Below are 26608 nucleotides of genomic sequence, written 5' to 3' on the forward strand. Positions count from 1 at the left end.
CAAAGAGTGCGGCGAATGGAACAGCCTGACCGAAGAAAAAATCATTAAGTCCTCAGGCAAAAGGGCGCGCGCCTCTTCCGACAAGCCGGCCTCTCTCGATGAAATCAAAGTTGACTTTGCCGGGGGGTACAAAACCGGGCTGGCCGAGTTCGACCGGGTGCTGGGGGGAGGATTGCTTCCGGGAAGCGCCGTCCTTCTTGCCGGTGAACCGGGAATCGGCAAATCGACTTTAATTCTCCAAGCGGCAGAAGCTTATTCCGAGAACGAATGCAATATTTTATATATCACCGGCGAGGAATCGCTGGGACAGTTGAAAAAGCGGGCGGAGCGGCTTGCCGTGCGGGGAAAGAATATCGGTTTCATCAATCAGAATAATCTCGAAGATATCATTTCCGTCATCACTCAGAATGAATCCCACATTGTGGTGATAGATTCCATCCAGACCGTCTCCAGTTCTCTATTTGAATCCCCTCCGGGGACTATCGGGCAGATTCGCGAATCGGCCGGACGTCTGATTGAGATTGCGAAGAAGGAAGGGATTTCGCTCTTCTTAATCGGTCATGTCACCAAAGAGGGGCTGGTCGCCGGACCAAAACTTCTGGAGCATATGGTTGACGCTGTCATTCATTTTGAGGGAGACAGCCAGCATCTCTATCGACTGCTGCGACCTTCTAAAAACCGGTATGGCTCCACCTTTGAATTGGGGGTTTTTGAAATGACCCCCGGGGGGCTGCGTGAAGTGGACAACCCGTCATCTCTGTTCTTGTCCGATTTTGGGGCGATTCAGAGAAGCGGCGCCATCGTCGCGGCATCATGCGAAGGAAACCGCCCAATACTGGTCGAGATTCAGGCGCTGGTGGCGTCGGCATCGTACGGAACTCCCCAGCGTGTCGCCGGCGGCATTGATAATAAGCGACTGTCGCTCTTGCTGGCGATACTGGAAAAGCGCGCCGGTATGCCGATGGGCAGCAATGACGTTTTTGTCTCGATTGCCGGCGGTCTGAAACTGAGCGAGCCGGCAATAGATTTGGCGGTGGTAGCGGCAATTGTCTCTTCACTTCGCGATATTCCGCTTGATTCCAAACTTGCCGTGGCGGGGGAGATAGGCCTCTCCGGAGAAGTGCGTCCCATAACTATGCCGGAGCAACGGGCAATGGAAACCGCCAAACTCGGATTTCAGAGAATTCTTCTTCCGGAAGCCAATCGGCGCGGGCAGATTTCCGGAGAGATAGAGGTTATTGGCGTCGCCACCCTGGAGCAGGCGCTCGAAATATTGTTGTAACCATTGAAGGAAAGAGTATGGGGAAGATAGAACTTAAACCACAAACGATTCTACTGCCGCTTCCGGCGGCGCTGGTGTCCTGTCAGGCGGACGGCTACCATGCCAATATTATCACTATCTCCTGGATAGGGATTGTCAATTCCGAGCCGCCGATGCTGTCGATTTCAATTCAGCCCAAACGATTTTCCCATGCCATTGTGAAAAAAGCGGGGGAGTTTGTGGTCAATGTGACCTCCGAGGATAATCTTCGCGAGGTCGACTTCTGCGGTAACCGTTCAGGCCGTGAGCACGATAAATTTAAAGAGACGGGTCTGACCGCAATTCCGGCCCGAAAAGTCAAAGCGCCGCTCATCGCCGAATGCCCTCTCAATCTGGAATGCGTCACCCGCCAGAGCCTGATATTGGGGACGCATGAGATGTTCATAGCCGAAATCGTGGCGGTGCACATTGATGAAGACAAATTGACCTCTGATGGCCGCCTCGATATAGATAAAATAAAACCGCTCGCTTATTGCCCGGGAGCGCGCGAATATCGCGGAGGGTACACGAAAATGATGGGCAAGTACGGACAGCTCGCGGGCAAGAAATAACTGACGGCAATGTCATCGCATCCCTTTTCATTTGAGATAACCGCCCGCGACCATTCTGCCCGGCGGGGAAAAGCGGTCACGACTCATGGAGAATTCAACACTCCGGCATTTATGCCGGTTGGCACTTCCGGCGCCGTCAAAGCCCTCACATCTGATGACCTCGAAGAGTGTAGGGCGGAAATCATTCTCGGCAACACTTATCACCTCTACCTGCGTCCCGGCGAAAAACTGATTCAACAGATAGGCGGACTGGCGAGATTCAATAGCTGGAACAGACCGACTCTGACTGATTCCGGAGGTTACCAGATCTTCTCCTTACAGGAACTATCCATAATTGATGATGACGGGGTCACCTTTCGCTCCCACCTTGATGGCTCCGAGCATCGTTTCACGCCCGAAAAGGTCATCGATATCCAGATGGCTCTGGGAGCCGATATTATGATGTCCTTTGACCAGTGTGTGCCCTATCCCACCGATATCAGGACAGCCGAAAGCGGAGTGCACCGAACATATTCCTGGGCAAAGCGGGGTCTTTGTCGTTATCTGGAGTTATGCAACTTGGTGGAGGTCAAATCATCGCTCTTTGGCATTGTCCAGGGCTCTGTTTATGAATCATTGCGAAAACTTTCGGCGGAGCAGATTGTCTCACTCGATTTTCCCGGGTACGCCATCGGAGGATTAGCGGTCGGCGAATCAAAAGAGGAGCGGGAAGAGATGCTGCCGCTGACGATTGAATATCTTCCGGGGGACAAACCTCGCTATCTTATGGGGGTCGGCTACCCCGAGGATATCCTGACCGCGGTTTCTTATGGAATCGATATGTTTGATTGCGTTCTGCCGACCCGCAACGCCCGCACCGGAATGGTTTTTACATCCGAGGGTCCCCTGGTCTTCAGGAACGCCGATTGCGCTGATGATGAGCGCCCCCTTGACCCCAACTGCGACTGCAAAGTATGCCGACGATACAGTCGTGCCTATATCCGTCATCTTTACAACCAGCGCGAAATCACCGCCCTGATTCTCGCCAGCTATCATTCAACTTATTTCTATCAAAAATTGATGAGAGATATCCGCGCCAGCATTGAAAACGGCTCCTTCAGCGCCTTTAGTAGCCGCTTCCTTGATAGATATCTAAGGGGAGAAAATATATCCCAGGGTAATTCTTAAGGTAGAGAGTTTGCTCGGTCGATAAAAGATATTATACCGGTCATTATCCTGAGGGCTGTACAAAAGAAAGTTGGGGCGGATTTCCTGATACCCCAGCTCAAAAGAATACTTTTCCTGAATACGGATGCCAAGCATAAAGCGGTACCCGTATTTGTCCTCTATCTCAATTCTCGATATACTGCGGACAATGGTATCCGTCACCGTGAATATGGTATCCATATATCTGCCTTCGGCTTTGAAACTGTTGACCGAGTAAACTGCCCCTGCCCCCAGATAGGCGGTTATTTTTTTTCTTCCCCGGTAAATAAAAGCCTCAGCGGCGATATCAAAAGAGCGCCGGTCACCCAGCGGATAGCGGCTGTTCTTGACCGAGGAAAAACCATAATCGACCGATGTCCGCAGCACCAGAGGGTGGACCAGCAGATACTCTATTTTGGCGCCGAATTCTGGAGCCGACTTGACAATATCATTGGCGGTTCGCACCCCCGCCGCAATATGAATATTGAAAGTCGCCAATGTATCCTGCTCTACCGGATTCTTTGAGACTATCGGCGACAGAAGTATCATGGTCAAAAGCATCGCATTCATGCCCGACAATATATCTAATCCCGCCTTTTTCTCAAAAAGATTCTATCCTATATTTCAATATTTGTCGGTCAACACAATTGCTGCGCCCAATATCTGCTTCAAATTGCGGCTCAATTTATGTATAATGGAATAGCCATTGAAAAATGACCCATGGGAGATATGCCGAACCTGCGCCACCCGATATTTTCGATTGTATGCCTGCTAGGGCTTGCCGCGCCGCAGGAGGCGACGGCTCAGAACGACACCGCCGTATATGATTATTATTTGCAGAAGGTCGATTCAACGCACCGCGACACTTATATATTCCGAGCCAATACCGACTTCGAGGTGTCCGTTCGCTCCATTTATGTTCATCTTGACTCTCGGGGGGCGTTTGTCAGCGCCGATACTGCCGGCTTCCGGCTGACTTTTGCCGGAGATTCTGTTACCGCAATTGAAATCGTCGATTCAACTGCTGAAGCAACTAATACTCCGCCTGAAATCTTCGATTTCGAATACCCCCGAGGTGTGGAATACCAATACAACTTCTACCCCAACGACACCGGCGCCGGAACACTGGCAATCGGTTTTGAGCCGGCAATAGAAAAAAGGATGCAACTGCCCAGCGGGCTGATGACTTTCGAGCGGAACAGCTATCGTCTTTCTCATCTGGTGTTATATTACTATGAGAAGAAAGGATACCAGAGATATTCGGAGGTGTTTAAATTCGGAGCTTTTGAAAATTTCCAGGTGCTCGACCGGATGCAGATAAACGCTGCCCGGGAAGGACTGATTCAGAATTTCTATTATAAGATTATTTATGAATTTTATGATTACCGTCGAGGCACAAGATAATTTTCTTGCCCCGCAACAGGTTGCCATCTATAATGGAGTGTATGTCGAGCGACGCCGACAATCTGAGAAGCAAGATTGACCCCAAATCTGTACCTCTCCATATCGCCATTATTATGGACGGCAACGGACGCTGGGCGAAAAAGCGGAATCTTCCCCGAACAGCCGGGCATGAAGCCGGCGTGGAGGCGGTGCGGGAAGTCGTCAAGGCGGCTGCCGAAGTCGGAGTCAAATATTTAACTCTCTATACTTTCTCCGTCGAAAACTGGAAAAGACCGAGAGAAGAAGTCACTGCCATTATGCGACTTTTGACCCGCACCACCAAAAGAGAAGTAGATGAGTTAAATCGCAACAATGTCCGCCTGATAACTACGGGGCGAATTGAAGGTTTATCGCCCACCCGCAGGCGGGTGCTGGCGGTGGCTACCGCCAAGACCAAAAAGAATACCGGCATGGTGCTGAATCTTGCCCTCAACTATGGCGGACGTTCCGAAATCATAGACGCCGTTAAAGCGATTGCCTCTTCGGTCAAATCGGGACTTATAAATCCTATCGATATTAATGAAGAACTTTTCGCCAATTATTTGTACACGGCCGGACTTCCCGACCCCGACCTGCTCGTCCGGACTTCCGGAGAAAAGCGCCTGTCAAATTTTCTTCTCTGGCAAACCAGCTATACGGAACTATATATAACCGATGTCCTCTGGCCCGATTTTGGCCGCAAGGAGCTTTTTGCGGCTATCATTGACTATCAGGGACGCGAAAGACGATTCGGGAAAATCTGAAACCAGTATGAGCGCCAATCTTATCACCCGTATCATCGTTGCTGTTATCTTCGGACCCTTAATTATTGCTATTGGTTATCTGGGGGGCGGATGGCTTATGGGGCTGGTGTTGCTTCTCTCAACCATTGGTATTATTGAGTTCCTGATAAACAGCCGCTTTAAGCCCTCCAGCGCTCTTTTCTGGGTGGCTCTGGTCTCTACCGCCGGAATGGTAACGGTTTCCATGCTGGCTTCTATCACGGCGTCATTGACTCTCTTTGTCATATTCTTTCTGACCGCCGGCATGATAAGCGCCGCCGAAAGTGACCGTCCCCTGAATCTCTTCGCGCGACTGACCACGCTCACCTGGGGAGTCGCTTATATCGGTTTTCTCTATCCTTTCGTTTATCACCTTCATTATATAATGCCGCCCAAAGGGGGAGACTGGCTTCTCTTTCTATTCGGCACCATCTGGCTGTCCGATACCATCGCCATGTGGGTCGGCAAGAGTATGGGACATAGGAAATTGGCGCCCCATATATCCCCCGGCAAGACGGTCGAAGGATTCCTCGGCGGTCTGTTTGGAGGGCTCATAGTAGGAATGATTCTTGGGTTCTGGAGACTCTCCGATATCATAATGGTGCTGCTTCTCTTCACCGGTGTTATCATATCGTTTGTCGGGCAGCTGGGCGATCTGGTGGAATCTATCTGGAAACGCTCTCTGGGCATCAAAGATTCATCCGGCATCATTCCCGGTCATGGCGGGATACTCGACCGTTTTGATTCGCTCCTCTTTGCCGCCCCGGCGCTTTATCTGATTCTAAAATATCTTATCTATGGATAGTTGGGGATGGCGATGAAGGTCATTGACTTCATCTTCGCCGCCCGTCCGATGCTTCTCCTGCCGGTCTGGTCCATCTTCCTTTTGACATATCATACAATCTCTCCCGGAGAACCACTGCCTCCAAGCGCATTCGCGAAACTTATCTCCGTCTCCTTAATGACCGCTGGCATCTATTATATCAATCAATATTTCGATTACCAGACCGACTTGATTAACCGGAAACTCGGCTTTCTGCAAAAGGGATTCATCAGCCATCGGGAGATAATTGCCGCTTACCTTTCCGTCTCAATCCTGGCTTTTATCATTTCACTATTTGTCGAGGCAGTTTTCGCGCTCCTGGTCGGAATTGTCTTTGTATTTGGTTTCTTCTATTCGGCGCCGCCGCTTCGTTTCAAAGACCGACCGGTCGCCGGTCTCCTGGCAAATATGGTCGGTTACGGTTTGGCTCTGCCACTTTCGCTCACTTATGACATTATCACCGCTAAGTCGCGCCTAATCGCTCTGGCTGTCTATTTCAGTCTGGTCGTCGGGGCGACATTCCTATTAACCATAATACCAGACCGGCCCGGTGACGCCGCCGCTCGCAAGCAGACCGCCGCCCAGTTCATGAGCGACAGTGCCCTTCTGGCAATTTCTTCCGCTTTGGTGACGCTCGCCGCTGGATTGATGTTCGCCTTTGAAATCTATCCGCTGGCGGTCGTTACGTTGGCCGCCCTGGCGCTCTACCTGATGACGCTGATATTCCGAAATCGCGCCTTTCTCCTCTTTAGTTGCAAGTTCCCTGTCCTGCTTGTCAGCGTCCTTGCCGGATGGTATTTCCCTGGTTATCTGGTTTTCATTCTTGTCTTGATGGCAGCCAGCCGGTTATATTATAAGAAGAGATTTGGAATAAGCTATCCGAGGTTGATTTGATGAAACCGCTCCTGCTGTTACTTGCGCTCATAATTGTCGCGGCATCCTGCCGCCCCAATCCTCGCTATCGGGTCGGGGAGCTGCCACCCCGGGAATCGGCCGACACTACCGTCGTAACAGAGGAAGATTCCTACCGGCAATGGCGCGAAAAAAATCGGATGCCATCCCTCCGTTCCGCCGATTTGATTGAGCTGGGGCGAGTAATTCAATGGTATCTGGGGCGGCCCTACAAACCGGCGACACGCCATGACCGGGGACTCGACTGCAGCCGATTCACGATGGAAGTCTTTCGCAAATTTAACGGCACCGAATTGCCCCGTTCTTCCGAAGAGCAGTTTCGAACCGGTCGCAGTGTCAATCGGGACAGACTGCAATTTGGCGACCTGGTCTTTTTCAAAATCGACGGCCGGCAGATCTCGCATGTCGGAATTTTTATAGATTACGGCGAATTCATTCATGCCTCGGAATCGACCGGCATTATGATTTCCCGCTTTGATGATGAGTACTGGCGACGGCGATATGCCGGGGCGAGAAGAATTCTCTACTGATTTGCGGGGCATGGGGAAGTTGCCGCCCGACTTGCTTTCAGCGTAAAAAGAATATGAAAGACGATAATTTAAATCTTAAACTCAAGAATCTGCCCGACGCTCCCGGGGTTTATCTCTTTCGTGATAAGGAGCGAAAAATCATCTATATCGGCAAGGCGAAAAGTCTGCGCAACCGGGTGCGGACTTATTTTCAAGCGGGACAGCGGCACGACACGAAAACAGCCCGCTTGGTCTCGGTCATTGATGATTTTGACCTGCTTGTGACCGATTCGGAAATCGAGGCGATGATATTGGAAGCGAATCTGGTCAAAGAGCACAAACCCCGCTACAACGTAAATCTCAAGGATGACAAGCATTTTCCATATATCAAAGTGACGGTCAATGAGCCTTTTCCGCGAATTCTGGTAGTGCGGAGGCTGGCAAAGGACGGAGCCCGCTATTTTGGACCTTTTACCAGCGCCAAAGGAATGCGTAAGACTATCAAATTTCTCAGCAATCTTTTCCGGATTCGTTCCTGTAATCTTACCATCCCGCATCCTTCAGGAAAGCTCCAGAAAGTCTGCCTTGATTATCATATAGGTCGCTGCGGCGGTCCCTGTGAAGGATTACAGACCGAAAAGGAGTATCGCCAGCAGGTGGAATCGGTGCTTATGTATCTCTCCGGGAAAAGCGAGACTCTCATTTCAGAATTGAAAAGACAGATGGAATCGCATTCGCGCCGAATGAAATTCGAGGAAGCGGGGAGAGTCCGCGACCAGATTACGGCGCTGGAATCGGTCCGCCAGAAGCAGAAAGTCGACGCCGGAGTGGTCATTGACCGTGACATTATCGCCTTTGCCCGCGAAGCCTCCGATACGGTTGCGGTGGTTCTTCAGATAAGGGAGGGGATTCTTATAGGCCGCCAGGACTTTCAGCTGGCGTCAGAAGCGGAAGAAACCGATGAGGAGGTTCTCTCCAGCTTCGTTCGTCAGTACTATAACAATCAACCGAATCTTCCCGACAATATCTATCTCCCGCTGACGATTCCCGACGCCCCTTTAATAGCCCGCTGGCTCTCCGAAGTGAGAGAGAAAAAAGTGACCGTGCATACTCCTCTGAAAGGAGAGAAACTTCGTCTGGTCGATATGGCGGCGGCAAACGCGCGGCTCCTTCTGGATGAGCTCCTTATTCAAAAGAAGGCGTTCAAAGAGCGGCTCTCCGGCGCGGTGCAAGCCTTGAAAAGCGACCTGCGTATGGAGCACTCCCCCCGCACCATTGCCTGTGTCGATATCTCCAACACCGGCGCCACTGATGCCGTCGGCTCCCTGGTCTATTTCGATAACGGCAAACCTCGCAAGTCGGAATACCGTCATTTCAAAATAAAGGAAATCAAAGGGCAGGATGACTTCGCCATGATGCGGGAAGTAGTGGGGCGATATTTCTATCGTCTGAAACAGGAGAAGAAAGAACCGCCGGACCTGCTGGTCGTTGATGGCGGCAAAGGGCAACTGAATTCCGTCCTCAAAGAACTGGCGTCGCTCGGTTTCACCCACCAGCAGATTCTGGGGCTGGCAAAGCGGCTGGAGGAGGTCTATCTGCCGGGCAATTCTGAGCCTTTGACCATCCCGAAATCTTCTCCCGGGCTGGCGCTTCTCAAGCGCCTTCGCGATGAGGCGCATCGCTTTGCCGTTGAATACAACCGCCACGTTCGCTCGCGGCGGACCATTAAATCGGCTCTCGATGCCCTGGAAGGAATCGGACCGAAACGAAGAGACCTGCTTCTCAAGCAGTTCGGCTCCGTCAAAGGTATCAAAGATGCCTCTCTGACCGACCTTCTCGCCGTCAAAGGGCTGCCAAAAGGGCTGGCGGAGAAAATTCATCGGACATATCACCCCGCCGCCAATTGACCGGCACAATTTCAGGATTGTCTTGTAAACTAAAAGATATAAATTTGAATTTATGCCCTCAACCGAAGAAAAGATTTTCACCGTCACCGCCATCACGCGGGCGATAAGATACACTCTCGAGGAAACCTTCCCCTCAATCTGGGTGGAAGGGGAAATCTCCAATTATCTGCATCATTCTTCAGGGCATCGCTATCTTTCATTGAAAGACGAGAACGCCGCTCTCAAAGTAACTATCTGGCGGTCAGCCGGACAGTATCTGAAATTCGAGCCGGAAGACGGCATGAAAGTCCGTGTCTTCGGCGACATTACCGTCTATGAAAAAGGCGGTTCCTATCAGCTCAATGCCCGAAAAATAGTCCCTGTCGGTGTCGGTGAACTGGAGGTGGCATTCCGGCAATTATACGAAAGATTGCAGAAGGAAGGACTCTTTGAGCCCTCCCGCAAAAAACCGCTGCCGGAATATCCGCTGAAAGTGGGAATCGTGACCTCGCCGACCGGCGCCGCCATCCGCGATATTATCCAAATCGCCCGGCGCCGCAATGATGCCGTTCAGCTGGTTATTTATCCGGCTCAGGTTCAGGGCGAGGGCGCGCCGCAGACCCTCATTGCCGGAATCGAATATTTCAACAGCCGCGACGATATTGACATCGTCATCGTCGGCCGCGGCGGCGGTTCCCTGGAAGACCTCTGGGCGTTTAATGATGAATCGCTGGTGCGAGCCATTGCCGCATCAAAAAAGCCGGTCGTCTCCGCCGTAGGGCATGAAATCGATATCACCCTCTCCGACCTGGTCGCCGACCTGCGGGCGCCGACTCCTTCCGCCGCGGCGGAGCTGGTCATTTGGGATAAGAAAGAATTCCTCCGCTTCCTGACCGATAGCCTGATTGCCCTGCGGCGTCTTTTATCGGAAATGACTTTATCCCGACGGGAACGACTCGCCCAGCTGATTAGCCGCCCCGTTTTTGTCCGCCCGGAAAGTATGATTAGAGAAAAAGAACAATCGCTCGATTTCCTCCGCAAACATCTGGAAGGAGCGGGAAAATTACTGTTGGAAAAAGAGAAAAATCGTTTATCTTTGCTTCTGTCCCGGCTGGAATCGCTGTCACCGCTGGCAATTCTGAGTCGGGGGTACGCCGTAATAAAGAATGTGCCGTCAGGAATTCCGGTGAAATCTATAGAGGGATTGAAAATTGATGGGCTGGTCGAGACAGTATTGAAGGATGGCTCCGCGGTGGCTCAGATAAAAGAAATCAAGTGACTCTCTTATGACTTCCAGAAAAAAATTCAAGGACTTTGAAACCGCTCTCTCCCGTCTTGAGGAGATTACCGCTAAGCTGGAATCGGGCGATTCCACCCTGGAGGAAGCGATTGCCCTTTATACCGAAGGGATGGAAATCGCCGCCTTCTGCACCGGCAAACTGGCCGAAGCCGAAAAGAAAATTGTGGCTCTGAAAAAGATAGACAATTCTCTGACCGAAGTCTCCTTTGAGACCGAGCCCTCCCCGGGAAACTCGACCGGTGATGATAATGAAGACTGAGCCGGCTTCCATAGGCATGGATTATCTGGAGCAGAAACGGCGCCGGATTGACCAACTGCTTGACCATTATCTGCCCTCCGAAAAACTGTATCCGCAGAAACTCCATCAGGCGCTCCGGTATTCCGTTCTTGCCGGCGGCAAGAGGATTCGCCCCATTCTGGCATTGATGGCATATGAGTCTTTTGGCGGTCGCAACGAAGAGATTATCAATCCCGCCGCCTGCGCCATAGAGTTCGTTCATACCTATTCTTTGATACATGATGACCTCCCCTGTATGGATGATGATGACCTCCGCCGGGGAATGCCGACTTTGCATCGCAAATTTGATGAGGCCACCGCCGTACTTGCCGGTGACGCCCTGCATGACCTCGCCTTCCAGCTTCTTGCCCAGACCGGAAATCCGCGGGTGGTAAGTGAGCTGGCGGAAGCGATTGGCACCTTCGGCATGCTGGGAGGACAGATGGCTGATGTCGAAGCCGAGGGCAAAGATATCTCCTTCGAGCAGATAAGTTACATTCATACCCACAAGACCGGTTCTCTCATACGCGGCTCGCTCCGCATTGGCGGCATTCTCGCAGGTATAAGTGAAGAATCACTGGTGAAACTGACACAATATGGCGAAAGAGTCGGACTCGCTTTTCAGATTATTGATGATATCCTGGACGTCGAAGGCGACCAGAGAAAATTGGGAAAGAATATCGGCAGCGATTGTAAGAATAAGAAAGCGACCTATCCGGGAACGGTGGGGATGGAAAAAGCCCGCCTTGATGCCGACCGGCTGATTGACGAGGCCATCGCCATAAGCGAAGAATTACCGCTTAAAGACAATCACTTTGCCTTCATTGCCCGTTACATAGGACAGAGAGAAAGTTGAAAATGGGTCTCTTGGATAAAATCAAAGATTCTTCGGATATCAGTCAACTCGATGAGACAACCCTGGTTGAACTGGCGGAAGAAATTCGCCAGGAGATTATCTCCGTAGTGGCGGAGACGGGCGGACATCTCGCTTCCAATCTGGGCGCGGTCGAACTGACCCTGGCTTTGCACCATTGCTTCAAGATTCCCGAAGACAAGATTATCTGGGATGTAGGGCATCAATGCTACGTGCACAAAATGCTGACCGGCCGCCGGGACCGACTCAGAACGCTTCGTCAGTATAACGGCTTAGCCGGTTTTCCCAAGCGCGAAGAATCCCCCGCCGACCCCTTTGGCGCCGGACATGCCTCGACCGCTATCTCCGCGGCTCTCGGATTTGCTGCCTCCCGCGATAATCTGGGGGAGAATTATCAGGTTGTGGCGGTGGTCGGTGATGGCGCCCTGACCGGAGGACTCGCATACGAGGGGCTCAATAATGCCGGAGCCTCCAAAAAGAACCTCCTGGTAATTCTCAACGACAATAATATGTCTATCTCCAAAAACGTCGGGGCGATCTCGAAATACTTGACCAACATCATGGCAGACCAGAGATTCAATAAACTCCGCAATGAAGTCTGGGAACTGACCGGGAAATTCAAACGGCGCGACAAAATCCGTACTATTGTTTCCAACTTGGAAGATTCCATAAAAGGGCTCTTTGTGCCGGGATATCTCTTTGACAAACTCGGTTTCAGATATTTTGGACCGATTGACGGTCATGACCTGCCCCTTCTTATCAAGACTATCAATCAGATTAAAGACCTCTCCGGTCCCAAAATGCTTCATATCGCCACTGTCAAAGGGAAAGGATACCCGCCGGCCGAGGCCGATGCGATGAAATATCATGGAGTAGGCGCCTTCGACAAGATTACCGGCAAGGCCAATCCAACAGCCGGACTCCCGCAGTACACCACTGTCTTCGGCGAGACCATGCTGGAACTGGCAGCGGCTGACAAAAGAGTAATAGCCGTCACCGCCGCCATGACCTCCGGGACCGGGCTTTCCAAATTCGCCGAAAAATTCCCGGAGCGGTTCTATGATGTCGGCATCGCCGAAGCCCACGCCAGCTGTTTTGCCGCCGGCCTTGCCGCCAGCGGCTCCCGACCGTTTGTCGCCATATATTCTACCTTCCTCCAGAGAGCCTACGACCAGGTCATTCATGATATCGCCCTGCAGAAACTTCCGGTCGTCTTTTGCATCGACCGCGCCGGTCTGGTCGGCGAGGATGGCCCCACTCACCATGGATGCTTCGATATCGCCTACCTCTCAGCCGTGCCAAAGATGACCATCATGGCGCCTAAAGATGGTGATGAATTCCGCTCCATGCTTTTCTTGGCCTTAAAGAGGAATCTTGAGGGACCCTGCGCCATTCGCTACCCTCGCGCATCCGTGCCTAAACCGATGACAAATATCATTGAAGATATTGAGTGGGGGCGATGGGAAAAAATCCAAACCTCCGGCGATACGGTCTTAATTGCGTATGGCACCATGGTAACCATTGCCCGTGAGGTCGCCGAAATACTCAAGGAGGAAAAGGAACTGGCAATCATCAATGCCCGGTTTGTCAAACCGCTCGATTATGATACCCTTGAATACTGCCTCGATACATACCGCAATATTATTACGGTTGAAGAGGCGGCTGCCGGCGGCGGGCTCGGTCAGGCGGTCGGCGGCTATCTGGCGACGCGCGGTTTCCGGGGTCGCTTTGAGTCATTCGCCATTCCGGACGAGTTCATCCACCACGGCAATAGGAAAATTTTGCTGGAAGATATCGGACTCACAGCCGACGCCGTGGCTGAATTTGTTCGAAAATTCCAGTCGCCGCGGCGGACCTTCCTGCAAAAGATAACTTTCCGCAAAGGCGCAGCCGCCGAGCTTCCGGCCCGCGCCGCGGGCAATGGCGTGCAACAAAAACATCTCTTCAAATAATATGCGCTTCGCCATAATCGCCAATTTGCAGCGCCCCGATGCCAACGACACCGTTGTCGCCGCCATCAATTGGTGCCTCAAAAACAAGCATGAAGTCTGCCTCTGTGATGACATCGCCGGCGATATCAAAATAAATGTTGACACCTGTCCTCGCAGCGAACTTTCCCGCTGCGCCGATATTATTATTTCCATGGGGGGCGATGGCACCATCCTTGCCTCCGTCAGAACCCTGGGACATAATTCCCTTCCGATTCTGGGAATCAATCTCGGCTCGCTCGGGTTCTTGACTCAGATTACCGCCGACCGGATGTCCGAAGCGCTCGACCGCATTGCCCGCGGCGACTATAAAATTGAGGACCGGATGGTTCTCAAGACCGAGGTCATCAACGACAACCAGCCGCAGAGCCCCTATGCCTTAAACGATGTCGTCATCGATAAAGGGAATATCAGCCGCGTCATCAATCTCAGCCTTTATGCTGATGGTGAATATATTTCGTCTTATACCGGGGATGGGCTTATTATTTCCACTCCGACCGGCTCCACCGCCTATTCTCTCGCCGTGGGCGGACCTATTCTAAGTCCAACCATGAGGGCGATAATCGTATCGCCTATTTCCCCCTTTTCCCTGACCAGCCGTCCTCTGGTGTTTCCTCCCGATGTCGCGCTGGAAATCCGCCTTCGCTCCGAGCATGGCAACGCCATGTTGACCATCGACGGGCAAGTAGCCAGTGAATTCAGCCCCACCGGCACTGTCAGAATCACCCGCGCCGAACATTTTGCCAAACTGGTCCGCTTTAAAGAGAACTCCTTTTATGATATACTCCGGCGCAAACTCCATTGGGGCAAACTGCCGGTGGTCGATTATCGGAAAACCGATTTTAAAGAATAACTCCGTTTTAACCGGGCTCAAAAGAAAGGGGAGAACTATGAACACAGAGAAACGACCGGGCGGCGGTGAGACAATTGCGGCGGCATTGATGCTTGGGATTGCGCTTATTGTCTGCGCCTTTGTCGCAAAATCGGCATTAGTCACGGTCAAAGGATTTGGCCGCACCATCTCTGTCACCGGCGCAGCGTCAAAACCGATAACATCTGATTTTGCGCTATGGGAAGGAAAGATTCAGTCCTCGGCAGCAGCTCTTGAAAATGCCTATGCCAAAATCGAAAAGGGTCTTTCGGAAACGCGCGCCTTTATGGCGAACGCCGGATTTGGCGAAAAAGATTATGATATTGGCGCCGTGCAGATGAATCGATACCAGGATAGGGAAACGGGGGCCGTCACCTACTACCTGGTCAGTACCATCAAAGTCCAGTCTTCAGATATCGAGAGGATTAAATCGTTATCTGTTAATGCCGCTTCCCTAATAGAAAAAGGGGTCGAGTTCGTTTCCCAGACTCCTCGCTTTATCTGTACCAAGACAGATGAAGTCAAAATCGAAATGATTAAAGCGGCGACAGAAAATGCCCAGCTCCGCGCCCGGGAGTTGGCGGAATCAACCGGAAGGAAAATCGGCGCCCCAACCTCGGCGCGCGTCGGCGTTTTTCAGATTCGCCCTCGCAACTCTCAGGAAGTTTCCGATTACGGCGTCAATGACGTAACCTCTATAGAAAAGGAGATTGTTTGCACTGTTCAGGCAAGTTTCCTGATAGAGTAGAGGTCTCCAGACCGAAAAATCGCTTGCCAAGCCGGCGCTAATAATGTAAATTTGCGCCCGCTCTACCGGATATGCCACTAAAATTCCGGTGTAAATTTGCCACCGCGGGAGTAACTCAGTTGGCTAGAGTCACAGCCTTCCAAGCTGTTGGTCGCGGGTTCGAGCCCCGTCTCCCGCTTTTTTTATGGGCTTAATTGTCTATTTGCCCGGGGCATCACTGATTCGCTCTCCAAAGAAAATTGTACATTTTTTGAGCAAGCCGCTCAAGTTTGCGCATAACTTGACGACATATATGGAGTTAGGCGATTTCACGGGTGAGGGATTCTCCCCATCCTGTATCTAATGGGAGAACTGTCAGATGCCAAAGCGGGCGAAAATAATTCTTGACAGGGTTGTTGGGGGATATATATTTAGGGCTCGCTTATTTGGCGAGGTACGCCTTTTTTTGTTAAAAAGGAAATCTAAGGCCCAAGTAGCTCAGTTGGTAGAGCACGTCCTTGGTAAGGACGAGGTCACCAGTTCAATCCTGGTCTTGGGCTTGTGAAAATATTTTTTTTGGAGGGTGTTCGCACCTATGGCGAAGGAGAAATTTGTACGGACGAAGCCGCATGTTAATGTAGGTACGATTGGTCATGTGGATCATGGTAAGACGACGTTGACGGCGGCGATGACGATGGTTTTGAGTCGTCGGGGTTTGTCGAGTGTTCGGACGTTTGATTCGATTGACAATGCTCCGGAGGAGCGGGAGCGGGGGATAACGATCGCGACGGCGCATGTGGAGTATGAGACGGAGAAGCGTCATTATGCTCATGTTGACTGTCCGGGACATGCCGATTATGTAAAGAACATGATTACGGGTGCGGCCCAGATGGATGGGGCGGTATTGGTGGTGAGCGCGTCGGATGGTCCGATGCCGCAGACGCGGGAGCATATTTTATTGGCTCGTCAGGTGGGGGTTCCGTATATCGTGGTATTTATGAACAAGGTAGATATGGTAGATGATCCGGAGTTATTGGATTTGGTGGAGTTGGAGGTACGGGATTTACTGACGAAGTATCAGTTTCCTGGGGATGAGATACCGGTGATTCGTGGGAGCGCTTTGCAGGCGATGATGGCGGGGGCGAATTCGGAGGTAAAGGATGATCCCAGTTTTAAGTGTATATATGATTTATTGAAGGCCTTGGATGATTACATACCGGAGCCGAAGCGGGAGAAGGACAAGCCGTTTTTGATGCCGGTTGAGGATGTTTTTTCGATAACGGGTCGTGGGACGGTAGGGACGGGTCGAATTGAGCGCGGGGTGGTGAAGATAGGTGACGAGTTGGAGCGGGTGGGGATAAAGGAGACGCGCAAGACGGTATGCACGGGGGTTGAGATGTTTCGTAAGATTATGGACACGGGTGAGGCTGGTGACAATGTGGGTTTGTTGTTGCGCGGTATCGACAAGGAGGAGTTGGAGCGGGGGATGGTTTTGGCGAAGCCCGGTTCGATCACGCCGCATCGGAAGTTTAAGGCGGAGGTATATGTATTGAGTAAGGAAGAGGGGGGTCGTCACACGCCGTTTTTCAATGGATATCGTCCGCAGTTTTATTTTCGGACGACGGATGTAACGGGTTCGATCCAGTTGCCGTCGGGTGTCGAGATGGTGATGCCTGGGGACAACATCCAGATGGATGTGGAGTTAATCACGCCGATCGCGATGGAGAAGGAGTTGCGGTTTGCGGTTCGCGAGGGCGGACGCACTGTCGGCGCCGGCGTCGTCACCGAAATTATTGAGTAATTTTTGAAGCGAGTCTATTAATATGCCAAGAGAACAGATTACCTTGTCCTGCAACGATTGCAAAAGACGCAATTACAATTTGACCAAAAATAAAAGAACGCATCCGGAACGGGTCGAATACAAAAAATACTGCCCTTTCTGCAACAAGCATACCATGCACAAAGAGACGAGGTAGGGACATATATAAATTTCAGGCCAGTAGCTCCAACGGCTAGAGCGCCGGTCTCCAAAACCGGAAGCTGGGGGTTCGAATCCCTCCTGGCCTGCTGAAATGAAGGTAAACGATGTTAGAGAAGATTGTCAGGTTCTTCAAGGAAGTTCGGGCGGAGTTGACCAAAGTAACCTGGCCCACCCGCCAGGAACTTATCGGTTCCACCATAGTTACGATAGTGGTGACGGTAATAATTTCGGTGTTCATTGGCATTGTTGACCGTCTCCTGACGCTGGCGACGAAAGCGATTTTTGGATAAGGAAACTGAATCTATGGCTTTGCGCTGGTATGTGGTTCATACCTATTCCGGACATGAGCAGAAGGCAAAGAGATATCTTGAGTCTGCCGTGGAAAACTCCGGATTAAAAGAGATGTTCGGCCGCATTCTCATTCCGACCGAACAGGTAACGGAGATGAAACAGGGCAAGCGGTCCACATCTACCAAGAAATTCCTCCCCAGTTATATTCTGGTCGAGATGGAATTGAATCGGGAGACCCAGAATCTGGTGGTATCGACACCCAGCGTCACCAACTTTGTCGGCGCCGCCGGTAAGCCGCATCCCCTCAAAGAAGATGAGGTGGAGCGGATTATCGGCCAGATTGATCGCTCCCGCACCGCCGAGGTATCTGATGTGCCGTATCAGGCGGGCGATGCCGTGAAAGTTATCGATGGCCCCTTTGCCGATTTCTCCGGATTTGTCAGCGAAATCAATATGGAGCGGAAAAAAATTAAAGTTATGGTCTCTATTTTTGGTCGTCCTACGCCCGTGGAGCTCGATTACCTTCAGGTGGAATCGGTCAAGCAGAAATAACAGTTATTCTGGAGATAGTAAATTGGCTAAGAAAGTACAAACCGTAATAAAGTTGCAGATACCGGCAGGTAACGCCAATCCGGCGCCCCCGGTCGGTCCCGCTCTCGGTCAGCACGGGGTTAATATTATGGAGTTCTGCAAAGCCTTCAATGCGCAGACTCAGCATCTGGGCGGCATTACCACTCCCGTGGTTATTACTGTATATACCGACAAATCATTCAGTTTCGTGACCAAGACCCCGCCGGCATCGGTGCTTTTGGTGAAAGCGGCCGGACTGCAGAAGGGCTCGGGCGAGCCGAACCGTAATAAAGTCGGAAAAGTTTCCCTGCAGCAGGTGCGCGAAATCGCCCAGCTGAAAATGGTGGATTTAAACGCCGCCACCCTCGAGACTGCCATGTCCATGGTGGCCGGCACCGCCCGCTCCATGGGTATTGAAGTAGAAGGTTGAGTTTTATAATACTGCCCCAAAGGCAGGTTCGTTAAGACCTCGTCGGTTCCAGAAACCGAAGGAGGGAGAATAGGAGTATATGAAGCATTCAAAACGTTACAAATCTCTCCGGGAGAAAGTCGACCCCACCAAACAGTATCCGCTTCAGGAGGCTGTTAAGATTCTCAAGGAGAATAGCCACACCAAATTCGATGAATCAATCGAGGTTGCGGCGCGTCTGGGCGTTGACCCCAAGCATGCCGACCAGTTGGTTCGCGGCACCGTGGCTCTCCCGCACGGCACCGGAAAGAAAGTCCGCGTGCTGGTTTTTGCCGTGGGGGAGAAAGAAACCGAAGCGAAAGAAGCGGGCGCTGATTATGTCGGCTCCGATGACCTGGTGGCAAAAATCCAGGGCGGTTGGCTCGATTTTGATGTCGCCGTCGCTACCCCGGATATGATGAAGGTAATCGGTAAGCTGGGGAAAATATTAGGCACGCGGGGCTTGATGCCGAATCCAAAAGCCGGCACGGTTACCCTGGACATCGGGCGAACCGTGCGCGAACTGAAAGCCGGTAGAATTGAATACCGGGTGGACCGTCAGGCAAATGTCGCCGCCGCCGTGGGAAAAGTCTCTTTTTCCGAAGAGGCTATCGCCGAAAATATCAAGACTTTTGTTGACGCCCTTATGCGCGCCAAACCGGCCTCAGCCAAGGGGCAATATCTTAAAGCGTTATCTGTTTCATCGACCATGGGAATCGGCATTAAGCTCGACTATCAGTCTCTGGTCGCAGACATGAAGAAATGATTGGAGTGAATATGCCTAAACCGGACAAAATGGAATCTGTAACCGAGATGAAGCAGCTCTTGCAGGACTCGAAATCCGTATTCGTGACCGATTATGCCGGGTTCAATGTCGAGGATATTACCCGGTTGCGAAAGAATCTTCGGGAAAACCGGATCAAATACTTGGTCGCCAAGAATACGCTGATAAGAATCGCCGCCAAAGAAACCGGCCACGAAAGTATTAATAACCACCTGGCGGGTCAGACGGCGTTGGCTTTCGGCTTTGATGACCCCTCGGTGCCGGCAAAAATCCTTTACAACTCCTTTAAAGAGAAGGAACGGCCGGTCATAAAAGCCTTTGTCGTGGATAAGCAATTTTTCAGCGGTAAAGAGATCGTTCGTCTGGCTGAGTTGCCGTCGCGAGAGATGCTTCTTTCGATGGTTCTTTCGGCCATCGAAGCTCCGGCCAGCAATCTGGTCAGCTCACTTGATGCCATGTTTCAGGAGCTTCTGGGAACGATAGATGCCCTGGCGAAAACCAAAAGCGCGTAAAATCGGGGTTTATTTGCGGTCAGGCAAGTCATGCTTCTAAACGGAACGCCCCTTCCGTTTGATTTGAAACTGACGGCGCGGTAGAAATAGATAGAACAGCAATAAGTAAATGAAAGGATAGAACTGTGGCTTCCGAAAATGCAGTGATTAATGACATTGTCGAAAAGATTGCCTCTCTTTCGGCGATGGACCTGGCAGAGCTTTCCAAAGCGATTCAGGACAAATTTGGCGTAAAACCGATGGCTCCAGTGGCGGCCGCGGCGGCACCGGCCGGCGGCGGCGCCGCTCCTGCTGAAGAAAAGACCGCTTTTGACCTGATTCTGTCGTCAGCCGGCGATAAGAAGATTCAGGTCATCAAAGTGGTTCGTGAACTAACCGGTCTTGGCTTGAAAGAGGCAAAAGACCTGGTTGATGGCGCCCCCAAGAAAGTCAAAGAGGGGATTCCGATGGATGAAGCCAAAGCCGCGGCAGAGAAGCTTCAGGAAGTCGGCGCCGTTATTGAAATTAAGTAGCTGATACCCTTCGGGAACAATCGACCCCGAGGGCTGTTAAATGATTGTTATCGCCGGGGTGACCCGGCGAGTTATAGTCCGGCGAATGGTCTGTAATATCAAGCTCCTTAGACATTTTGATGTCTGGAGAAAAAAGTAACAGGAATAAACAGAGTCGCCGATGAGTGATTCATCTCTTCGTGAGAGAGATTTCTATTTTGTCATCCCTGCTGATGAATTCTTCATCGGGTCGTTTTATTTTTTAAATTGAAGAGGAGGAAATTTTGGCACGCAAAAGAACTGTCGAAAGGATAAGTTACGGCACTATCAATGATGCGGCCGAAATGCCCAACCTGCTGGATATCCAGCTGGAATCATACAGAATCTTCCTTCAGGCTGATGCTCCGGCCGAAAAACGAAGCAACCAGGGACTTCAGCAGATATTCAGCGAGGTCTTTCCGATCACGGACATAAATGAGAATTTTTCTCTGGAGTTTGTAAATTACCAGCTGGGCACGCCCCGGTATTCAATTGATGAATGCCGCGACCGCAATATGACTTATGCGGCGCCGCTAAAAGCCACTCTGCGCCTGGTCACCCGGGCCGGCGAGGGGGAAGAAAAGCGGATGGAAAGCGCCGTCGAGCAGGATGTTTACCTCGGCGAGCTGCCTCTTCTGACCAAATGGGGGACTTTTATTATTAATGGCGCTGAGCGTGTCATTGTCAGCCAATTGCACCGCTCCCCGGGGGTATTCTTCGATGAAGAAACCCATCCCAACGGAAAAATTATCTATTCCGCCCGGATCATTCCGTATCGCGGCAGCTGGCTCGAATTCGTTATCGATATCAATGATATAATGTACGTCCATATTGATTCCCGTCGAAAACTGCCGGTTACCACGCTCCTGCGGGCAGTCGGATACCCTACCGATGAGGAATTAATCAAATCTTTCTATAAAGTTTCCACTATGGAACTGGCCGGCAAGCGGGAAGATGCCGTTGTCGGGCTCATTATCGCCGAATCCATTATCAACAAAGAGACCGGGGAAATTCTCATCTCGGCCGGCGATACTATCACCGACTCTGAATTCAAGAAGATGAAGGAAATCGGTGTTAAAAAATTCAAGTACATCGAGCGCGAGAACCTGCGTGACGCCCTGGTCATAATCAATACCATCAAGAAGGACGCCACGAAAACCCGCGATGAGGCTTTGACCAAAATCTACTCCCTCCTTCGCCCCGGGGAACCCCCCACCATGGAAATGGCGGAAGCGCTTCTGGAAAAACTGTTCTTTAATAACAAGCGATATGACCTGGGCGAGGTCGGCCGCTATATGATAAACCAGAGATTGGGGTTGGATATTCCTCTGACCACCACCGTTCTTGACGTCAAAGATTTCGTGGCTATTATCAAGTATCTAACCGACCTGCGCAACGACCGCGGTTTTGTCGATGACATTGACCATCTCGGCAACCGTCGCGCCCGCACCGTCGGCGAACTTCTCGCCAACCTCTTTTCCGTGGGACTGTCCCGCGTTGCCAAGTCTATAAGGGAGAGGCTCTCTCTTAAGGACGGCGAGCCGGTCACTCCGCAGCTTCTGATAAACGCTCGCACCGTTTCGGCCGTCATCGATACCTTCTTCGGTTCCTCGCAGTTGTCGCAGTTTATGGACCAGACCAATCCCCTTTCGGAACTGACCCATAAACGGCGTCTCTCGGCGCTGGGTCCCGGCGGTTTGACCCGCGAGCGCGCCGGCTTTGAAGTGCGCGACGTCCATCACACCCATTATGGCCGCATCTGCCCCATTGAAACACCGGAAGGTCCTAATATCGGTCTAATCGCCTCCATGGCAACTTTTGCCCGAATCAATAAATACGGTTTCCTGGAGACCCCCTACCGGGTGGTGAAGAAAGGAAAAGTCACCGATGATATCAGATTTCTGACCGCTGATGAGGAAGACCGTTATATCATCGCCCAGGCTGATGAAGAATTCGACAAGAATGGCCGCTTTGCCAATGAATTTGTCAAAGCCCGCAGCCGTTCCGATTATCCTATCGTCCGAGGCGAAGAAATCGACTTTGTCGAGGTCTCGCCCAAGCAAATTGTCTCCGTGGCGGCTTCATTGATTCCCTTCCTGGAGCATGATGACGCCAACCGCGCCCTTATGGGAAGTAATATGCAGCGGCAGGCTGTGCCCTTGCTGGTTACCCAGGCGCCGATTATCGGCACCGGTATGGAGAAAAAAGTCGCCGTTGACTCCGGTTCGGCCGTGACCGCCAACCGCGGCGGTACCGTTGTCTATGCTTCCGCTGATAAAGTCGTCATCAAGCCGGTTGCCAAACCAAAATCGGATGAGCTCGGTTTCTTTGAAGATGACGAGTACCCCCTGACCAAATTCCGTCGCTCCAATCAGGATACCTGCATTAACTATCGGCCGATTGTCAAGGAAGGGGATATCATTGAAGCGGGCGATGTGGTTGCCGATGGTCCCGGAACCGAAACCGGAGAATTGGCTCTGGGATACAATGTAACGGTCGCTTTCATGCCCTGGCGCGGGTACAATTTTGAGGACGCCATTATAGTTTCGGAGCGGCTTATCCGCGATGATATATTCACCTCGATTCATATCGAAGAGTTCGAACTGCAGGTGCGCGACACCAAACGCGGTTCCGAAGAAATCACCCGCGAGATACCCAATGTCTCCGAAGAGGCGCTGCTTAATCTCGACGAGCGGGGCATTGTCCGGGTCGGCGCCGAGGTCGAAGCCGGCGATATTCTGGTCGGTAAGGTAACCCCCAAAGGCGAAACCGAGCTCTCTCCTGAGGAACGACTTCTGAGGGCAATTTTCGGGGAGAAGGCAGGCGATGTCAAAGATGCCTCTTTGAAGGCGCCGCCGGGGATGAAAGGTATTGTCATCGACACCAAAGTCTTCTCTCGTAAAGAGCGCACGGAAGAAGCCAAGAAGTCCGAGAAAAATGAAATCGCCGCTATTAAGAAACATTATGGCAAGTTGCGGTTGAATATTATCAAGCACCGCAACCAGCGAATCGGCGAACTTCTCGAAGGGCACACCAGCAACACCGTCCGCTCCCTGGCCGACAATTCCGTTCTGATACGGGCCGGTCATAAGTACGACGCCAATGAACTGCTGGAATTCGATTTTGACGCCGCCTTCGCTCCCGAAGGGTATTGCGACTCCGCGTCGGTCAATAAGAAGGTTGACAATGTTCTCAATGAGGCGGCTAATCTGCTGGCACAGAAAGACTCCGAGATGAATGTCGAAATCGACAAAGTGGTGCGTGGCGCCGAGCTTCCTCCCGGCGTGAAGCAGCTGGTTAAAGTCAAAATCGCCATTCGCCGCAAACTGGCCGTCGGCGACAAAATGGCCGGACGCCACGGTAACAAAGGTGTCGTCTCCCGCATTGTGCCGATTGAAGATATGCCCTATCTGGCTGATGGTTCCCCGGTCGATATCCTTCTGAATCCGCTGGGCGTTCCCTCTCGTATGAATGTCGGACAAATACTGGAAACCCACCTGGGCTGGGCTGCCGACAAGCTAAACATACGCATTGCCACGCCGGTGTTTGACGGCGCCACCCAGCAGCAGATACGGGAAATGCTCCATAAAGCCGGTCTCCCCGAATCCGGCAAGACCGTGCTTTATGACGGTTTCACCGGGCTTCCTTTTGGAAGTGAAGTCACGGTCGGAAATATTTATATGATGAAACTGTCACATCTGGTTGATGATAAAATTCATGCCCGCTCCATTGGACCTTACAGTCTGGTAACACAGCAGCCGCTGGGCGGCAAAGCCCAGTTTGGAGGCCAGCGTTTCGGTGAAATGGAAGTCTGGGCGATGGAAGCCTATGGCGCCGCATATGCCCTGCAGGAGCTGCTGACGGTGAAATCGGATGATGTCACCGGGCGTAGCAAGGTGTACGAGGCGATTGTCAAAGGCGAAAATCCGCCGGAGCCGGGCATTCCCGAATCGTTCAACGTCCTGGTGAAAGAATTGCAGTCCCTGGGACTCGATGTGAAGTTGGTTGAAAAATAGGTTTCTGAATAAATGTATAAATTGGCATTTGGAAATCTTTGTCGTAGTGCAGATAAGAAAAAGGAGTAAGAGGTGGCTACATTACCCTCAAATATACCTAAACCCCTGCAGAAAAAGCCCTCAGAATTTTCTGCCATTCAGGTGCAGATTGCTTCGCCCGATACCATTTTCTCCTGGTCCTTCGGAGAGGTGACCAAACCTGAGACTATTAACTACCGTTCTTTTAAACCGGAGCGGGATGGGCTTTTCTGCGAGCGCATTTTCGGCCCCGTGAAAGACTGGGAGTGCAACTGCGGCAAATACAAGCGAATCCGCTTTCGGGGCATTGTTTGTGACCGTTGCGGAGTGGAAGTTACGCAGTCGAAAGTCCGTCGCGAAAGAATGGGCCATATAGAGCTGGCGGTGCCGGTTACCCATATCTGGTTTGTAAAGTCATTGCCGTCTCGTATCGGCTATCTGCTCGACCTCTCCGTTCGCGAACTGGAAAAGATTATCTACTACGAAGCGTATATCGTAATCGACCCGGGAAATACCTCATATCAGGAGCGCGATATCCTGACGGAAGAAGAGTACCAGGAACTGGTCGAAAGCGGCAAGCAGTTTGACGCCCGGATGGGCGCGGAAGCCATCAGAGAACTTTTGGCGAAGATCGATATCGAGCAGCTTTCCATCGACCTGCGGGCTCAGGTCAAAGTGGAGACATCCGCTCAAAGACAGAAAGACGCTCTCAAACGGCTGCGCATTGTGGAAGCCTTTCGTCAGTCCAGCAACCGACCGGAATGGATGGTGATGAATGTCATCCCGGTTATTCCGCCCGACCTCCGTCCACTGGTGCCGCTCGAAGGCGGTCGCTTCGCAACCTCTGACCTGAACGACCTATATCGTCGGGTAATCAATCGCAACAACCGACTTAAGAAACTTATCGATATACAGGCGCCCGATGTCATCCTGCGCAATGAAAAGAGAATGCTTCAGGAAGCGGTCGACGCCCTCTTTGACAACGGTCGCCGCACTCATTCTGTTCGCGGCGATTCCAAGCGCCCCCTGAAATCTCTATCTGACCTTCTGAAAGGCAAACAGGGAAGATTCCGCCAGAATCTCCTGGGCAAGCGCGTTGACTACTCCGGCCGCTCCGTGATTGTGGTCGGTCCGGAACTGAAAATCTATCAGTGCGGTCTGCCCAAGAATATGGCGCTGGAACTCTTCAAACCTTTCATCATTATGAAACTTGAGGAGAAAGGATACGTCCAGACCGTCAAATCCGCCAAAAAATTGGTGGAGCGGGAACGTCCCGAAGTCTGGGATATTCTCGAGGAAATTATCGAAGACCACCCGATTCTTTTGAACCGTGCCCCTACTTTGCATCGGCTTGGAATTCAGGCTTTCTATCCGGTGCTTGTAGAAGGAAAAGCGATACGGCTCCACCCCCTGGTCTGCGCCGCTTTCAACGCCGACTTTGACGGCGACCAGATGGCGGTGCATGTCCCTCTGTCGTTCGAAGCGCAGCTGGAAGCGCGGCTCCTTATGCTCTCTTCCAACAACCTGCTGCTGCCTTCCTCCGGCAGACCGGTGGTGACGCCATCGCAGGATATGGTTATCGGCTGTTATTATCTCACCAAGACTCGCACCGGCGAGAAAGGGGAGGGGATGATATTCCACTCCACCGATGAAGCCCTGGCTGCTCACGCCGCCGGCGAACTTGGCTTGCATTCTCGGATAAAAGTCCGAATCGACGGAAACCTGACCGAAACCTCGGTGGGACGAATCATTTTCAACGGTATCATTCCCAAGGGGATGACCTTCTTCAATGAAGTCGCCTCCAAAGGAAAACTGGAGCAGCTGGTCCTTAACTGCTATCGCCAGGTCGGCACAGCTATGACGGTGGAATTCCTGGATAAGTTAAAAGCCCTTGGCTTTGAATATGCCACCCAGGCGGGAGTAACTGTTTCTATCGAGGATATGTTAATTCCTGAAGAAAAAGCCCGCTTGATAGAAAACGCTCAGAAAGAAGTTGACAAAATCAGGAAACGGTATGAGCGCGGCGTTAT

Annotated in this window: 26 protein-coding genes and 3 tRNA genes; 28 read left to right on the forward strand and 1 reads right to left on the reverse strand. The window is 51.7% G+C overall.

All coding sequences use genetic code 11. The annotated features are described in order from the left end of the window. The 3 genes from radA to tgt all read left to right on the forward strand — a co-directional run. On the forward strand, nt 1-1282 hold a 1282-nt coding region (gene radA, locus AB1690_11960), incomplete at its 5' end, for a DNA repair protein RadA (GenBank protein ID MEW6016024.1). A gap of 17 nt (nt 1283-1299) precedes the next feature. Continuing rightward, nucleotides 1300-1872 (forward strand): flavin reductase family protein, encoded by a 573-nt coding sequence (locus AB1690_11965; GenBank protein MEW6016025.1) that lies wholly within the window; start codon nt 1300-1302, stop codon nt 1870-1872. A gap of 9 nt (nt 1873-1881) precedes the next feature. Beyond that, the gene (tgt, locus tag AB1690_11970) at nt 1882-3039 is read left to right on the forward strand and encodes a tRNA guanosine(34) transglycosylase Tgt (protein MEW6016026.1); all 1158 of its coding nucleotides are present in this window, start codon (nt 1882-1884) and stop codon (nt 3037-3039) included. Here the strand turns inward: tgt and AB1690_11975 are convergent. After that, nucleotides 3004-3636: a hypothetical protein gene (locus AB1690_11975; protein ID MEW6016027.1), complete on the reverse strand. Its 633-nt coding sequence runs from the start codon at nt 3634-3636 to the stop codon at nt 3004-3006. The genes tgt and AB1690_11975 overlap by 36 nt on opposite strands. Nucleotides 3637-3786: 150 nt before the next feature. On the opposite strand from AB1690_11975, the gene AB1690_11980 reads away from it, so the two are divergent. From AB1690_11980 to rpoC, 25 genes are all read left to right on the forward strand, one after another. Beyond that, the gene (locus tag AB1690_11980) at nt 3787-4461 is read left to right on the forward strand and encodes a hypothetical protein (GenBank protein ID MEW6016028.1); all 675 of its coding nucleotides are present in this window, start codon (nt 3787-3789) and stop codon (nt 4459-4461) included. 41 nt (nt 4462-4502) lie between these two features. Continuing rightward, nucleotides 4503-5243 carry an isoprenyl transferase gene (locus AB1690_11985; GenBank protein ID MEW6016029.1) on the forward strand — a complete coding sequence of 247 codons (741 nt, stop codon included), beginning with the start codon at nt 4503-4505 and terminating at the stop codon, nt 5241-5243. Nucleotides 5244-5250: 7 nt separating this feature from the next. Beyond that, nucleotides 5251-6066: a phosphatidate cytidylyltransferase gene (locus tag AB1690_11990; GenBank protein ID MEW6016030.1), complete on the forward strand. Its 816-nt coding sequence runs from the start codon at nt 5251-5253 to the stop codon at nt 6064-6066. A gap of 6 nt (nt 6067-6072) precedes the next feature. Further along, a complete protein-coding gene (locus tag AB1690_11995) occupies nt 6073-6978 on the forward strand; it encodes a UbiA family prenyltransferase (protein MEW6016031.1) in 906 nt (301 codons plus the stop codon). Then, complete coding sequence (locus AB1690_12000) at nt 6978-7526, forward strand: NlpC/P60 family protein (protein MEW6016032.1); 549 nt, start codon at nt 6978-6980, stop codon at nt 7524-7526. Before AB1690_11995 ends, AB1690_12000 begins: the two co-directional genes overlap by 1 nt. A 53-nt stretch (nt 7527-7579) precedes the next feature. Continuing rightward, entirely contained in the window at nt 7580-9412 is a 1833-nt protein-coding gene (uvrC, locus tag AB1690_12005; protein ID MEW6016033.1) for an excinuclease ABC subunit UvrC, read from the forward strand. 52 nt (nt 9413-9464) lie between these two features. After that, nucleotides 9465-10670: an exodeoxyribonuclease VII large subunit gene (gene xseA, locus AB1690_12010; GenBank protein ID MEW6016034.1), complete on the forward strand. Its 1206-nt coding sequence runs from the start codon at nt 9465-9467 to the stop codon at nt 10668-10670. Nucleotides 10671-10677: 7 nt separating this feature from the next. Beyond that, nucleotides 10678-10950, forward strand: a complete 273-nt coding sequence (gene xseB / locus AB1690_12015; GenBank protein MEW6016035.1) for an exodeoxyribonuclease VII small subunit — start codon at nt 10678-10680, stop codon at nt 10948-10950. Beyond that, a complete protein-coding gene (locus AB1690_12020) occupies nt 10940-11824 on the forward strand; it encodes a polyprenyl synthetase family protein (GenBank protein MEW6016036.1) in 885 nt (294 codons plus the stop codon). The genes xseB and AB1690_12020 overlap by 11 nt, the downstream gene beginning before the upstream one ends. Before the next feature lie 2 nt (nt 11825-11826). Next, nucleotides 11827-13794, forward strand: a complete 1968-nt coding sequence (dxs, locus tag AB1690_12025) for a 1-deoxy-D-xylulose-5-phosphate synthase (GenBank protein MEW6016037.1) — start codon at nt 11827-11829, stop codon at nt 13792-13794. After that, nucleotides 13763-14683, forward strand: coding sequence for an NAD(+)/NADH kinase (locus AB1690_12030; protein ID MEW6016038.1), 921 nt, complete (start codon nt 13763-13765; stop codon nt 14681-14683). Before dxs ends, AB1690_12030 begins: the two co-directional genes overlap by 32 nt. A 37-nt stretch (nt 14684-14720) precedes the next feature. Then, on the forward strand, nt 14721-15449 hold the full coding sequence (locus AB1690_12035) for an SIMPL domain-containing protein (GenBank protein MEW6016039.1): 729 nt from the start codon (nt 14721-14723) through the stop codon (nt 15447-15449). Nucleotides 15450-15553: 104 nt separating this feature from the next. Then, nucleotides 15554-15627: transfer RNA gene (locus AB1690_12040), tRNA-Gly, on the forward strand. Between the two features lie 288 nt (nt 15628-15915). Beyond that, a tRNA-Thr gene (locus AB1690_12045) sits at nt 15916-15988 on the forward strand. A 35-nt stretch (nt 15989-16023) separates the two neighbouring features. Next, nucleotides 16024-17229: an elongation factor Tu gene (gene tuf, locus AB1690_12050; protein MEW6016040.1), complete on the forward strand. Its 1206-nt coding sequence runs from the start codon at nt 16024-16026 to the stop codon at nt 17227-17229. Between the two features lie 22 nt (nt 17230-17251). Beyond that, nucleotides 17252-17404 (forward strand): 50S ribosomal protein L33, encoded by a 153-nt coding sequence (gene rpmG, locus AB1690_12055; GenBank protein ID MEW6016041.1) that lies wholly within the window; start codon nt 17252-17254, stop codon nt 17402-17404. Between the two features lie 17 nt (nt 17405-17421). Then, a tRNA-Trp gene (locus tag AB1690_12060) sits at nt 17422-17495 on the forward strand. Nucleotides 17496-17513: 18 nt separating this feature from the next. Continuing rightward, nucleotides 17514-17699: a preprotein translocase subunit SecE gene (gene secE, locus AB1690_12065; GenBank protein MEW6016042.1), complete on the forward strand. Its 186-nt coding sequence runs from the start codon at nt 17514-17516 to the stop codon at nt 17697-17699. A gap of 13 nt (nt 17700-17712) precedes the next feature. After that, nucleotides 17713-18252, forward strand: a complete 540-nt coding sequence (nusG, locus tag AB1690_12070; GenBank protein MEW6016043.1) for a transcription termination/antitermination protein NusG — start codon at nt 17713-17715, stop codon at nt 18250-18252. Between the two features lie 22 nt (nt 18253-18274). Further along, on the forward strand, nt 18275-18700 hold the full coding sequence (rplK, locus tag AB1690_12075; GenBank protein MEW6016044.1) for a 50S ribosomal protein L11: 426 nt from the start codon (nt 18275-18277) through the stop codon (nt 18698-18700). A 79-nt stretch (nt 18701-18779) separates the two neighbouring features. Further along, a complete protein-coding gene (rplA, locus tag AB1690_12080; protein ID MEW6016045.1) occupies nt 18780-19484 on the forward strand; it encodes a 50S ribosomal protein L1 in 705 nt (234 codons plus the stop codon). A gap of 11 nt (nt 19485-19495) precedes the next feature. Further along, complete coding sequence (gene rplJ / locus AB1690_12085; GenBank protein ID MEW6016046.1) at nt 19496-20014, forward strand: 50S ribosomal protein L10; 519 nt, start codon at nt 19496-19498, stop codon at nt 20012-20014. 125 nt (nt 20015-20139) lie between these two features. Next, the gene (gene rplL / locus AB1690_12090; protein ID MEW6016047.1) at nt 20140-20526 is read left to right on the forward strand and encodes a 50S ribosomal protein L7/L12; all 387 of its coding nucleotides are present in this window, start codon (nt 20140-20142) and stop codon (nt 20524-20526) included. Between the two features lie 263 nt (nt 20527-20789). Beyond that, nucleotides 20790-24560, forward strand: a complete 3771-nt coding sequence (gene rpoB / locus AB1690_12095; GenBank protein MEW6016048.1) for a DNA-directed RNA polymerase subunit beta — start codon at nt 20790-20792, stop codon at nt 24558-24560. 72 nt (nt 24561-24632) lie between these two features. Then, a partial coding sequence (gene rpoC / locus AB1690_12100) for a DNA-directed RNA polymerase subunit beta' (GenBank protein ID MEW6016049.1) occupies nt 24633-26608 on the forward strand: 1976 nt, incomplete at its 3' end.

This window comes from Candidatus Zixiibacteriota bacterium (assembly GCA_040753495.1).
In the GTDB taxonomy this organism is placed as follows: domain Bacteria; phylum Zixibacteria; class MSB-5A5; order GN15; family PGXB01; genus DYGG01.

Coding starts and splice junctions, on each gene's coding strand:
- AB1690_11965 (MEW6016025.1), top strand. CDS start 1,300: ATGGGGAAGATAGAACTTAAACCACAAACGATTCTACTGCCGCTTCCG.
- tgt (MEW6016026.1), top strand. CDS start 1,882: ATGTCATCGCATCCCTTTTCATTTGAGATAACCGCCCGCGACCATTCT.
- AB1690_11980 (MEW6016028.1), top strand. CDS start 3,787: ATGCCGAACCTGCGCCACCCGATATTTTCGATTGTATGCCTGCTAGGG.
- AB1690_11985 (MEW6016029.1), top strand. CDS start 4,503: ATGTCGAGCGACGCCGACAATCTGAGAAGCAAGATTGACCCCAAATCT.
- AB1690_11990 (MEW6016030.1), top strand. CDS start 5,251: ATGAGCGCCAATCTTATCACCCGTATCATCGTTGCTGTTATCTTCGGA.
- AB1690_11995 (MEW6016031.1), top strand. CDS start 6,073: ATGGCGATGAAGGTCATTGACTTCATCTTCGCCGCCCGTCCGATGCTT.
- AB1690_12000 (MEW6016032.1), top strand. CDS start 6,978: ATGAAACCGCTCCTGCTGTTACTTGCGCTCATAATTGTCGCGGCATCC.
- uvrC (MEW6016033.1), top strand. CDS start 7,580: ATGAAAGACGATAATTTAAATCTTAAACTCAAGAATCTGCCCGACGCT.
- xseA (MEW6016034.1), top strand. CDS start 9,465: ATGCCCTCAACCGAAGAAAAGATTTTCACCGTCACCGCCATCACGCGG.
- xseB (MEW6016035.1), top strand. CDS start 10,678: ATGACTTCCAGAAAAAAATTCAAGGACTTTGAAACCGCTCTCTCCCGT.
- AB1690_12020 (MEW6016036.1), top strand. CDS start 10,940: ATGAAGACTGAGCCGGCTTCCATAGGCATGGATTATCTGGAGCAGAAA.
- dxs (MEW6016037.1), top strand. CDS start 11,827: ATGGGTCTCTTGGATAAAATCAAAGATTCTTCGGATATCAGTCAACTC.
- AB1690_12030 (MEW6016038.1), top strand. CDS start 13,763: ATGGCGTGCAACAAAAACATCTCTTCAAATAATATGCGCTTCGCCATA.
- AB1690_12035 (MEW6016039.1), top strand. CDS start 14,721: ATGAACACAGAGAAACGACCGGGCGGCGGTGAGACAATTGCGGCGGCA.
- tuf (MEW6016040.1), top strand. CDS start 16,024: ATGGCGAAGGAGAAATTTGTACGGACGAAGCCGCATGTTAATGTAGGT.
- rpmG (MEW6016041.1), top strand. CDS start 17,252: ATGCCAAGAGAACAGATTACCTTGTCCTGCAACGATTGCAAAAGACGC.
- secE (MEW6016042.1), top strand. CDS start 17,514: ATGTTAGAGAAGATTGTCAGGTTCTTCAAGGAAGTTCGGGCGGAGTTG.
- nusG (MEW6016043.1), top strand. CDS start 17,713: ATGGCTTTGCGCTGGTATGTGGTTCATACCTATTCCGGACATGAGCAG.
- rplA (MEW6016045.1), top strand. CDS start 18,780: ATGAAGCATTCAAAACGTTACAAATCTCTCCGGGAGAAAGTCGACCCC.
- rplJ (MEW6016046.1), top strand. CDS start 19,496: ATGCCTAAACCGGACAAAATGGAATCTGTAACCGAGATGAAGCAGCTC.